The sequence below is a fragment of the Flavobacterium pectinovorum genome, assembly GCF_022802975.1.
In the GTDB taxonomy this organism is placed as follows: Bacteria; Bacteroidota; Bacteroidia; order Flavobacteriales; family Flavobacteriaceae; genus Flavobacterium; species Flavobacterium pectinovorum_B.
In genome coordinates, this window is the sequence record NZ_JAFEVZ010000014.1 from 1 (window position 1) to 11,916 (window position 11,916).

Sequence of the window (11,916 nt, forward strand, 5' to 3'; positions counted from 1 at the left end):
ACTTAAAACCTTAAGGTGGTTATTGCGGCGGGGCTCACCTCTTCCCATTCCGAACAGAGTAGTTAAGCCCGCCTGCGCAGATGGTACTGCATTATTGTGGGAGAGTATGTCGTCGCCTTTCTTTTAAAACCCTGTTTCAATAGAAACAGGGTTTTTTGTTTTACAAAATGTTGTGATTTTAGATTCTAAAATGTAATTAAAACAAAATTGAATGTTTACTTTTGTTATAAATTTCAAACTTTATATTAATGAAAAGTTATATAATCATTTTTTTATCCTTTTTTATAGTTTTTACTGCAAACTCACAAGGACTTCTTAGTAAGTCACAGAAAGTGTTTACGTATCAGGATTCTTTAAGAGGAAGTGTAACAAAAGAAAGAGGGTGGTGGGATTTAAAGTATTATCATTTAGATGTAAAAGTAAACCCGTCAGATAAGACTATTTCAGGTTCAAACACAATTCGGTATACAGTTTTAAGCGAGTATAATAAAATGCAGATTGATTTGCAGGAACCGATGCAAATTTACAAAGTAGTCCAAGATGGAAAAGAATTGAAATTTGAAAGAGATGGAAATGCTTTTTTTATTCAGTTGATTGAAAAACAGAAAGTAGGTGAAGTTAAAGAAATTATTGTTTTATTTGGTGGAAAGCCAAAAGAAGCTGTAAATCCTCCTTGGGATGGTGGAATTACATGGAAGAAAGATAAAAACGGGAAAGATTTTATAGCTTCCTCATGTCAGGGATTGGGAGCGAGTGTTTGGTGGCCATGTAAAGATCATATGTATGATGAAGTCGATAATATGTTAATTAGTGTAAATGTTCCTGGGAATTTGACTGATGTTTCAAATGGAAGATTACAAAGTGTTAAAAAAGAAAAAGATGGGACAAAGACATTTAATTGGTATGTTTCAAATCCTATTAATAATTATGGTGTAAATATAAATATCGGTGATTATGTGAATTTTTCTGAAAAGTATAAAGGAGAAAAAGGGAATTTAGATTGTAATTATTATGTTTTAAGAGACAATTTAGCATTAGCTAAGGAACAATTTAAAGATGCGCCAAAAATGTTGAAAGCTTTCGAAAACTGGTTTGGACCTTATCCTTTTTATGAAGATAGTTATAAATTGGTTGAAGCTCCTTATTTAGGGATGGAACATCAAAGTAGCGTCACTTATGGGAATCAGTACAAAAACGGATATTTAGGACATGATTTGAGTGGAACTGGTTGGGGATTAAAATTCGATTTTATTATAATACACGAATCCGGACATGAATGGTTTGCAAATAATATCACCTATAAAGATATTGCAGATATGTGGATTCACGAGAGTTTCACTAATTACTCTGAAAGTCTTTTTCTTGAATATTATTATGGAAAAGATGCAGCTGCAGAATATATAATTGGTTGCAGAAAAAATATTGAAAACGATATTCCAATTATAGGGCATTATGATGTGAATGATGAAGGATCTGGAGATATGTATTCAAAAGGAGGAAGTATGTTGCACATGATTCGCCAAATAATTAATGATGATGGAAAATGGAGGTCTATTTTAAGAGGTCTGAACAGTACTTTTTATCATCAGACAGTTACATCTAAACAGATAGAAGATTATATTAATACTCAGTCTGGTATTAATTTCAACAGGGTATTTGCACAATATCTGACAACAACAAAAATTCCGGTTTTAGAGTATATTTTTAAAGAAGGATCTTTTGGGTATCATTGGTCTAATTGTGTGGCTAAGTTTGATATGCCTGTAAAAGTAAATTTAAACGGAATTGAAACGTGGCTAAAACCAACTACAGAATGGAAATCTGAAAAAACTGTTGGAGACCAAAGAACAATTGAAGTGAGTAAAGATTTTTATGTAAACAGTTCTAATATTACAGAATAGTTTTTCAATAGTAAAAAATGAGCCCGATAAAAGTTAAATTTTATCGGGCTTTTTTTTAATGATTTAGTTATAATTAGATAGCTGTTACAATAGCTAAAAAGTCATCTGCTTTTAATGCTGCACCTCCAATTAATCCTCCATCTACATCTGGTTTAGAAAAAATTTCTTTAGCATTTTCAGGTTTTACTGAACCACCGTATAAGATTGAAACTTCATCTGCAATATCATTTCCAAAAGCTTTACGGATAGTTTCTCTAATAAATTCGTGCATTTCCTGAGCTTGTTCCGGAGAGGCTGTTTCTCCAGTTCCAATTGCCCAAACCGGTTCATAAGCTAAAACTACATTTGACCATGATTCTTTTGAGATATGGAATAATCCATCACGTAATTGATTTTCAACAATATTAAAATGATTACCAGATTGACGGTCTTTTAGTTCTTCTCCAAAACAAAAAATAACTGTCATTTCATGTTTTAAAGCTGTGTCGACCTTATTTGCAATTAAGGCATCTGTTTCGTTAAAAATTGCTCTGCGCTCTGAATGTCCTAAGATTACAGTATTTACTCCAACACTTTTTAACATATCAGCAGAAATTTCTCCGGTAAAAGCTCCGCCTTCTGCCTGGTGAACATTTTGAGCTGATACTCCAATAGTTGTATTTTTTAATTTGGAAACAGCAGCTGCCAAATTTACAAATGTAGGTGCAACAATTACCTGAGCATTAGTTCTTGCAGGTATTTTTGTAATTAATTCATTTAATAATTCTTCGGTTTGTTCAGCATTTTTATGCATTTTCCAGTTTCCTGCAACAATTTGTTTTCTCATTTTGGATAGTGTATTAATTTTTTTAGATTTTTAGAAGGATTGTAATTTAGATTTTATTTAAGACTTTTTAATGTCTCACTTATTTTATCAAAATCAGTTTCAATAGCACGGTATAAAACTATTTTACCGGTTTTGTTTATGATTATGTATCTTGGAATCCAATCTAAATCAATTGCTTTTCCAAAAACACCTTTCATTCCATCATTCATCATGTAATGATCGCCTTTTAATTCGTGTTTTTCAATTCCGATTTTCCATTTATCAGCAGTTTTATCAGCCGAAAGAAATAAATAAGAAACATCAGGATTGTTCGCTTGTAGCTCTTTTACTTTTGGCATTGCTTTTACACAGTCACCACACCAGGAAGCCCAAACTTCAATTACTAAAGTTTTCCCTTTATATTTATTTAATATTTCTTTAAATGTTACTTGTTTTTCATCTGTGGATAATAATTTTTCAGATAAAGCTTCTTTTGAAAAACTGCTCTTTTGAGCGTTTGTACATGAGAATGTAGCAAAAGCAATAAGTAATATAACTAATTGTTTCATTTTTATATGTTTTGAACAAAGTTAAACAAACAAATTGAAACAGAAATACAGAATATAAAAATTCAGGAAACAGTCAATTTTACATTCAAAAAGAGAAAAATTATTTATAAAAGAAAAATTGAAATCGTAATAGTTCTGTCCTTAATTTTATTTTTTTGATGATTCTTTAAAATTGAGATTACAAAAACACATTTATTTGTTTTTTATTTTAATAATTTAACAAACAAAACGTCATAAGGATATTAAAAAAGGTTTATGGTATTTTAAAATGTTAATTTTTAAAGTATTTGCGTATATCGAAGACACTATAAAAGTTACAACTTTTACGAATAGAGTAAATGTCTTCAAAAATGACTATATTTGCATGTAATTTAAACTTAGAGTATGACGAGGATAATTACACTTTTCTGTTTCTTGCTAACACAATTAAATTTTTCGCAATCGGCTGAAAATTATTTAGAGAAAAACAGAAATAATGAAGCTGTCTTAACAGCTTTTTTTCAACAAATGCCAAAAGGAGGCGATTTACACCATCATTTTTCGGGATCCATTTATGCAGAACCTCTTTTGGAAAGAGTTATTTCAGAAGATTTTTATCTGAATTTAGAAACGATGGAAGTTTCCAAAATAAAACCTGCAAAAGGAGATTGGGAGACTTTTTCGTCGTTGAAAAATACAGGAAAACTGGCTTTTTATAAGCAGCAGATAATGCAAACCTGGTCAGCTAAAGACTTTAATGGTGTGACTGTTCCTTCTGATGATTTGTTTTTTGATTCTTTTCAAAAGTTTTCTCCTGCAATCGAAGGTCATTTTGCAGAAGGCTTGACAGAACTTAAGAACCGTGCACTTTCTGAAAATGTCAGTTATATTGAAACACAATTGTCTACGATTCCATGTGATATGAAGGTAGATGATTTGTCAGATTTTAATTCAAAACTTCGTCAGGCAGCCAATCAAAAAGATGCAAAGGTTGTTTTAAAACTTTTGGATGATTTGTATAAATCGATTCAACAAAAAGATGCTCAAAAGTATGCAACTGATTTTAATGCAAACTTTATAGCTAAACTTCATCATGACTTAAAAATGGATGATGAACGCTTTACCATGCGTTATCAGAATTTTGTATTGCGTTTTATGGAGCCTGTTGATTTGTTTAAAAATCTGGTTATTGCATTTATTTCTGCAAACGAAAGCAAACTTGTTGCCGGCGTAAACATTGTTTCTCCTGAAGATGGTGAAACTTCAATGAAAGATTATTGGCTGCACATGGTGATGTTTAAATACTGCCATTCGAAATTTGCTGATGTAAAATATACGCTTCATGCAGGTGAATTGACTTTAGGACTGGTACAACCGGAAGATTTAACGTGGCATATCAATTCGGCTATTTATACTGCTGGAGCCAATAGAATTGGTCATGGCGTTGATATTGCTTACGAAGCTAATTCGTATGATTTATTACGTTATATGTCAAAAAATAATATTCCGATTGAGATTAATTTAGTGAGTAACGAATTTATTTTGAAAGTAAAAGAAGGCAGACATCCTTTTACACTATATAAAGAGTTTAATGTACCAATTGTAATCAGTACGGATGATGCAGGAATATTAAGGACTAATATGACAGAACAATATGTTTTATTGGCAAAAAGATACCCTGATGTTTCGTATGCAACAATAAAACAATACGTTTACAACAGTATCAATTACAGTTTTATTCAGGATGCATCAGTAAAAAAGCAATTGTTGAAAGATTTGGATGCCAGATTTAAAACCTTTGAAAACCAATTTTCTAAAAAGTAACAACAAATGAAATGGATTACTCGGGAACGACCTAAAATTGACCGTTTAGCCTGTCCCTGGCTAATTCAAAAGTTTGTAGATGCTGATGCGGAATTTATTTATGTTCCTTTTGACAGCGTTATTGAAGAGTCAAAAAAACTAAATGCTATTCCGTTTGATATTCCCGGAGTCGAATACACGCATTATGAAGATCAGTGTACTTTTGATTATATAGTTAAAAAACACAAAATAGATGATCCTGCTATTATTGTAATTTCCAAAATAGTTCGTGGAGCCGACACAGACAGACATGATATTGCTAACGAATCGGCAGGGCTTTGGGCGATTTCGGCAGGATTGGCACATAATATTACGGATGATGCTAAACTTTTAGAAATAGGAATGGTTGTTTATGATGCTTTATATAGCTGGGCTTCTCATTTATATCATCAAAAGCACCTTCAAAATAGTCCTTTTGAAAGTTTGTTGCATGAAGTGTATGTCAAATTTTTAAAAACGAATAAAACAGGGGAAAAGAAAGTTCCGGGCTGGGTAAATGAATTAAAAGAAATGATTCAGGACCAGATTGATACCCAGTTTACATTTGACCTAAAAAAAATATCAACCGATTTAGAGCTCAACCCTTCTTATTTATCAAGAGAGTTTTCTAAATATTTTGAAGATCTGAATTTTGGTGATTACATTAGGAAAATCCGAATTGAAAAAGCCATCAATCTCATTCAGAATTCAAATTATACATTAACCGAAATCTCTTATTTGACAGGGTTTTCAGATCAAAGTCATTTTACCAGAATTTTCAAACTTCATACAGGTGAAAATCCTTCATCATTCAGAAAAAAAATAACAAAAAGTAATTCAGATACAAAAGGTAAATAGTATCCTATTTGTTGCTTTTTAAGCTCCGTAGCTTTGTTTAAATTAATTAAACAAACAAAAATGACACGGATTACAAAAATTATTTTTCTTTTTTTATTATTTTTTAAAACAGCTTATTCTCAAACTACTTATCCAAAAATTAATGGCTATGTGGGCATTATGCATCCAATTGTTACTTTCAGTGAAGATGAAACAACAACGAACTTTGATGGTCATTATGTTGTAGCTTTTCCAGTGGGAATCAATTTATGGAAAACTTCTAAAGTAGGATTTTCTTTCGAAATTGTGCCAACAATCAAAGACGAAGACGGAGTAAGTAAATCAAGTAATTTAACTTTTCATCCTGGAGTTTTGGTTCCATTAGGAAATGGATTTTCTTTTGCCGGAAGAGCTGCTTTTGAAACTTCAGGCAGGTATGGTTTTACTCCGGTTTTCAATAAAACACTCATTAAAAGTGAAAATTGCAGTTACTATGCTGCTTTGCCTTTGCCTGCCCGATTTGGTAATGATAAACCGGCCACGTTTACTGTAGGATTTCAATTAGGTGTTTTATTTTAAAGAAAATTGACATGACAGAAAAACCAACTTATACTTTACGACAGCTTGTTTACTATTTCTTGAAACTGGGAACAACCGGATTTGGAGGCCCTGTTGCTTTAGTAGGCTACATGCATGAAGATTTAGTAGAAAAACGTAAATGGATTTCTGAAGAAAATTATAAAGAAGGTCTGGTACTCGCACAACTGGCTCCCGGACCTCTAGCAGCACAACTTGGTATTTATTTAGGGTTTATACATTATCGAATTTTAGGTGCTACACTGGCTGGATTAGCATTTATAATTCCGTCCTTTATTATTGTTGTCCTGCTTAGTATTACCTATACAATTTACGGCGGACTGTCATGGCTACAAGCTATATTTTATGGGGTTGGTGCTGCAGTAATTGGGATTATTGTAATGAGTTCTTATAAACTTACACAAAAGTCTATTGGAAAATTTACATTAGAATCGCTAAAAAATAATTGGCTTTTATGGGTAATATTCGGGAGTTCTTTGACTATAACATTGATAACAAAACGAGAGCATATTTTATTATTTATTTGTGCAGGCTTAATATATATGTTTTATAAATCTCCTCAAAAATTTTGGAGAACGAAAAAAACATACTCTTTGTTTATGCTGCAAATTTTATTTTTTAATGATGAGCAGACAATTTTACAAAAAATAGCAATTTTCTTTATCAAAGCAGGAGCATTTGTTTTTGGAAGCGGTTTAGCAATAATCCCTTTTTTATATGCAGGTGTTGTTACAGAAAATCACTGGTTAACTGAACAGCAATTTCTTGATGCCGTTGCCATAGCGATGATAACTCCTGGTCCGGTGGTAATTACAGTTGCTTTTATAGGATATATTGTTGCCGGATTTTCAGGTGCCTGCGTGTCTTCATTAGCGACATTTCTGCCGTGTTATTTATTCACGGTTATTCCGGCTCCTTACTTTCATAAAATCGCAAAAAATGAATCTATAAAAACTTTTGTTACAGGTATTACAGCAGCGGTTATTGGTGCATTAGTTGGAGCTGTGATTATAATTGCTTCAAAAAGCATTATTGACTTATGGACAGCATTAATTGTAATTCTTACTATTTTTGGCTTACTATTTATAAAAAAAATATCTGAGCCGATTATTATTTTAATCGCAGCATTTTTAGGCATACTAATAAAATTAATGCTATAGACTCCGAATCATTTTTATCTTTGCTGTTCAGAAATTAATTTAATATGAATATCAAACTTATCGCAATTGGCAAAACGGATAATAAATCATTACAAACTTTAATCGATGATTATACCAAACGTTTGTCGTTTTATATCAAATTTGATTTAGAAATTATTCCGGATATTAAAAACGTAAAGAATTTATCTGAAAGCCAGCAAAAAGAGAAGGAAGGGGAGTTGATCTTATCTAAATTAACGCCAACTGATCAGTTGATTTTATTGGATGAAAACGGAAAAAACTTCTCAAGTGTTGGTTTTTCTGAAGAATTACAAAAAAAGATGAATTCAGGAATTAAAACTTTAGTTTTTGTAATTGGCGGACCTTATGGTTTTTCAGAAACGGTTTATAGTAAAGGACAAGGAAAAATTTCGCTTTCATTGATGACTTTTTCACATCAGATGGTACGTTTATTTTTTATAGAACAATTGTATCGTGGTTTTACAATTTTAAGAAATGAGCCTTATCATCATCAATAAAAGAATTTAAATCAAATAAATTATTGATTATTTATTAATGAAGATTCAGTGATGTTTATAAGAAAAAATAAATAAATTAGCCCTCAAAACCATAATCATGACAAACCTGCCAAAAGGAAGTAAAAAATTATTAAATGCCTGGGCTTTTTACGATTGGGCAAATTCAGTTTACACCCTTACAATCGCATCAGCTGTATTTCCTATTTTTTATGAAGCCTTATTTTCTGAGCGAGGACATTATATAGAAGTTTTTGGATTGGAATTGAAAAATTCAGCCCTGATTAGTTTTGTAACCGCATTTGCTTTTGTATTTGTAGCCTTTTTTTCGCCCTTATTATCCGGTATTGCGGATTATGTTGGGAATAAAAAAGCGTTCATGAAATTCTTTTGCTATGTTGGAGCTTTATCCTGCATGGGACTGTATTGGTTTAACCTTGAAAATATTTATATCGGATTATTGTTTTACTTTCTGGGGCTTATTGGTTATTGGGGGAGTTTGGTTTTCTATAATTCCTATTTGCCGGATATTGCGTTTCCTGAACAGCAGGATAAAATTAGTGCCAAAGGATATTCCTTAGGATATATCGGAAGTGTAATTTTGTTGATTATCAATCTGGCAATGATTATGAAACCAAAAGTTTTTGGAATCACAGGAACAGATGGTGAAGCAGCCATGAAAGCGATGCGATATTCCTTCGTAATGGTAGGGGTTTGGTGGATTTTGTTTAGCCAGTACAGCTATTATTTTTTACCGAAAGGAAGTAAAGAAACCAATCAAAAGTTATCGAAAGATGTTGTATTTAATGGTTTTAAAGAACTAAAGAAAGTTTGGGCAATATTACAGAATAATATTCCTTTGAAGAGATACTTAGGTGGCTTTTTCGTTTCAAGTATGGCAGTTCAGACCGTGATGCTTGTCGCTACTTATTTTGGAGCTCAGGAAATTGAGTGGGCATCTAAAGAAGAAAGCACAACTGGTTTGATTATTTGTATTTTGATTATACAGTTAGTAGCTGTAATTGGAGCTGTTTTAACTTCAAGAGCTTCGGAGAAATTTGGTAACATTCCAACTTTAATCGTCATCAATACCATTTGGGCAGTCTTTTGTGCTCTTGCCTTTTTCATTACTTTACCAATACATTTTTATGTTATGGCTACAGTAGCCGGATTTGTAATGGGTGGAATTCAGGCCTTATCACGCTCAACGTATTCAAAATTATTACCCGAAACAGAAGATACAGCATCATTTTTTAGCTTTTATGATGTTGCCGAAAAAATAGGAATCGTAATAGGAATGTGTCTTTACGGAATTATCGATCAGATTACAGGAAGTCCCCGTTTGGCAATTGTATTCTTAGGATTGTTTTTTGTGACTGCAATTTTTCTTTTAAAAAGAGTACATAAAAAATAATTAGTAAAATAATATTTCAGTCTAAACGCAATTGTCATACATTTGATTCTTGCGTTTTTATTTTAAATTAAACAATAAATCTTTAATGACGAGCGAGTATTTCCTTGATAAAGAATATAATAATGTCATTTACGATACCGATGGGGCTAATTTTAAGGAATTTGAATCTTGTGTTTTTAATAATTGTAATTTTTCTGCCTGCACTTTTTTAGCCGTTACATTTATTGACTGCGTTTTTAATGACTGCACTTTTTCTGAAGCAAAAATCAATTATGTGGCTTTTAGAACAGCAACTTTTAATCGCTGTGAAATCAAAGATGTAAATTTTGCCATGTGTGACAAACTCATTTTCGAAATTCATTTTAATGATTGTATTCTGGATTTCTCAAAATTTTATACTTTAAAAATAAAAGGAACAACGTTTACAAATTGCAGTTTAGTTGCTGTTGATTTTATGGCTACAGATCTTACAAGTGTGGTTTTTGATAATTGTGATTTGTATCGGTCTGAATTCAATAAAGCAATTGCCAACAAAACCGATTTTAAAACCAGTTATAACTATACCATTGATCCGTCCAAAACGAAACTAAAAAAAGCTGTTTTTTCTTTGAATGAAGTAAAAGGTTTATTATTTAAACATGATGTAATTGTGAGTTGATTACAATTTTTTCTCCATCACATAATCTTCCATTAAGTTCCCATTTCCAATATCAATATTGACTTCATCAATGATTTCAAAACCTATTTTTTTATAAAAACTTAAGGCTGAATTGAATCGGTTTACATTTAATAATAAGCTGGTAGAATGATTTTCTAAAGCCAGTTTTTGAATCTCTTCAATTGCTTTTTTGCCAATACCTTTTCCTTGTGTTTCCGGCAAAAGATAAATTTTGTGAATTTTGGTTACCGCTTGATTTTTGTAATGATGTTCAATTCCGATAAATCCGATTATGGATTCCTCATCCAAAATTAAATAAAATAATTGCTCTTTTTTCTCCATTTGACTGCTTAGGGCTTCATCTGAATAAATTAAATCCAGCATATACTCTAATTGTTCTTTGGACAGAATGTTGCCATACGTAATTGGCCAGGTTATGTAGGTTATTTTCTGAATGGTTTTGATGTCTTCTGCTGTTGCTTCTGAAATTGTAATCATGTTTAATTTGAAAAATTGTATTTTGAAATATTAATTATTTTGTAAAAATTTGATTTTCCTGCTCACTGACTCTTATAAATGTTGTTCGCTTAGTCAATTCTTTCAGTCTGGAGGCTCCCACATACGTACAAGTACTTCGTAATCCTCCTAAAATGTCCAAAATTGTATTGATAACATTGCCTTTAAACGGAACCTGAACTGTTTTTCCTTCACTGGCTCTATACTCAGCGACTCCGCCAGCGTGTTTGTCCATTGCGGTAGCAGAACTCATTCCGTAAAATTGTTTGAATTTCTCGCCATTAATTTCAATCAATTCGCCACCGCTTTCAGTGTGTCCTGCCAGCATTCCGCCAAGCATTACAAAATCTGAACCTGCACCAAAAGCTTTGGCAACATCACCCGGAGTTGTACAGCCTCCATCGCTAATAATATGTCCGCCTAAGCCATGTGCGGCATCAGCACATTCAATGATAGCCGAAAGCTGCGGATATCCCACACCGGTTTTTACTCGGGTAGTACAAACGGAACCTGGGCCAATTCCAACTTTTACAATATCAGCTCCGGCTAATAATAATTCTTCTGTCATTTCACCGGTTACTACATTTCCGGCAATAATAACTTTATCAGGATATTGTTTTCGCATCTGTTTTAAAAACTGTACAAAATGTTCTGAATATCCATTAGCAACATCAATACAAATAAACATCAATAACGGATTTGCTTTGATAACTTCAGCAATTTTTAAAGCATCTTCTTTTCCTGTTCCGGTGCTGATGGCAATGTAATTATAAAAATCAGAGGAAACAGTTTTTAAAAAATCATTCCATTCCTGAAGTGAATAATGTTTGTGGATAGCAGTAAACAGCTTTTCTTTGGCTAAAACTGTTGCCATTTCAAATGTGCCCACCGTATCCATATTAGCAGCCATAATCGGAATTCCTGTCCATAAAGTTGTACTGTGTAAAAATTTAAAATTTCTTTCTAAAGAGACTTCAGATCTGCTTTTTAAAGTAGATCTTTTAGGTCTGATCATCACATCTTTAAAGCCTAATTTAAGTTCGGTTTCTATTCTCATGATTTTCTAAATTTTTGTTACTCTCAAATATATTAATTTTGAAAATGACTGAGTTTATAAGACTAA

Annotated in this window: 12 protein-coding genes and 1 rRNA gene; 9 read left to right on the plus strand and 4 right to left on the minus strand. The window is 32.1% G+C overall.

What is annotated here, in order from left to right; translation table 11 throughout:
• Positions 1 to 11 precede the first annotated feature (11 nt).
• Both rrf and FLV_RS16985 read left to right on the plus strand, forming a co-directional pair.
• Positions 12 to 121 (plus strand): 5S ribosomal RNA (rrf, locus tag FLV_RS16980).
• 127 nt (positions 122 to 248) lie between these two features.
• Positions 249 to 1,901: a M1 family metallopeptidase gene (locus FLV_RS16985; RefSeq protein WP_243235576.1), complete on the plus strand. Its 1,653-nt coding sequence runs from the start codon at positions 249 to 251 to the stop codon at positions 1,899 to 1,901.
• Between the two features lie 73 nt (positions 1,902 to 1,974).
• Here the strand turns inward: FLV_RS16985 and tpiA are convergent, their stop codons facing one another.
• Positions 1,975 to 2,727 (minus strand): triose-phosphate isomerase, encoded by a 753-nt coding sequence (gene tpiA / locus FLV_RS16990; RefSeq protein WP_243235577.1) that lies wholly within the window; start codon positions 2,725 to 2,727, stop codon positions 1,975 to 1,977.
• A 53-nt stretch (positions 2,728 to 2,780) separates the two neighbouring features.
• Positions 2,781 to 3,275 (minus strand): TlpA family protein disulfide reductase, encoded by a 495-nt coding sequence (locus FLV_RS16995; RefSeq protein WP_243235578.1) that lies wholly within the window; start codon positions 3,273 to 3,275, stop codon positions 2,781 to 2,783.
• 384 nt (positions 3,276 to 3,659) lie between these two features.
• Here FLV_RS16995 and FLV_RS17000 point away from each other — a divergent pair, with 384 nt between their 5' ends.
• The 7 genes from FLV_RS17000 (at position 3,660) to FLV_RS17030 (ending at position 10,277) form a co-directional block, all read left to right on the plus strand.
• Entirely contained in the window at positions 3,660 to 5,078 is a 1,419-nt protein-coding gene (locus FLV_RS17000; protein WP_243235580.1) for an adenosine deaminase, read from the plus strand.
• A 6-nt stretch (positions 5,079 to 5,084) separates the two neighbouring features.
• Complete coding sequence (locus tag FLV_RS17005) at positions 5,085 to 5,954, plus strand: chromate resistance protein ChrB domain-containing protein (RefSeq protein WP_243235588.1); 870 nt, start codon at positions 5,085 to 5,087, stop codon at positions 5,952 to 5,954.
• Between the two features lie 60 nt (positions 5,955 to 6,014).
• Positions 6,015 to 6,512 (plus strand): hypothetical protein, encoded by a 498-nt coding sequence (locus FLV_RS17010; RefSeq protein WP_243235594.1) that lies wholly within the window; start codon positions 6,015 to 6,017, stop codon positions 6,510 to 6,512.
• Positions 6,513 to 6,523: 11 nt separating this feature from the next.
• Positions 6,524 to 7,690 (plus strand): chromate transporter, encoded by a 1,167-nt coding sequence (locus tag FLV_RS17015; RefSeq protein ID WP_243235596.1) that lies wholly within the window; start codon positions 6,524 to 6,526, stop codon positions 7,688 to 7,690.
• A 44-nt stretch (positions 7,691 to 7,734) separates the two neighbouring features.
• Positions 7,735 to 8,208 carry a 23S rRNA (pseudouridine(1915)-N(3))-methyltransferase RlmH gene (gene rlmH, locus FLV_RS17020; RefSeq protein WP_243235598.1) on the plus strand — a complete coding sequence of 158 codons (474 nt, stop codon included), beginning with the start codon at positions 7,735 to 7,737 and terminating at the stop codon, positions 8,206 to 8,208.
• A 97-nt stretch (positions 8,209 to 8,305) separates the two neighbouring features.
• On the plus strand, positions 8,306 to 9,619 hold the full coding sequence (locus FLV_RS17025) for an MFS transporter (protein ID WP_243235600.1): 1,314 nt from the start codon (positions 8,306 to 8,308) through the stop codon (positions 9,617 to 9,619).
• Between the two features lie 85 nt (positions 9,620 to 9,704).
• Entirely contained in the window at positions 9,705 to 10,277 is a 573-nt protein-coding gene (locus FLV_RS17030; RefSeq protein ID WP_243235602.1) for a pentapeptide repeat-containing protein, read from the plus strand.
• Here FLV_RS17030 and FLV_RS17035 read toward each other — a convergent pair whose 3' ends face one another.
• A complete protein-coding gene (locus FLV_RS17035; protein WP_243235604.1) occupies positions 10,278 to 10,775 on the minus strand; it encodes a GNAT family N-acetyltransferase in 498 nt (165 codons plus the stop codon). It lies immediately after the preceding gene.
• Between the two features lie 34 nt (positions 10,776 to 10,809).
• Complete coding sequence (locus tag FLV_RS17040; RefSeq protein WP_243235606.1) at positions 10,810 to 11,850, minus strand: GMP reductase; 1,041 nt, start codon at positions 11,848 to 11,850, stop codon at positions 10,810 to 10,812.
• Between the last annotated feature and the right edge of the window lie 66 nt (positions 11,851 to 11,916).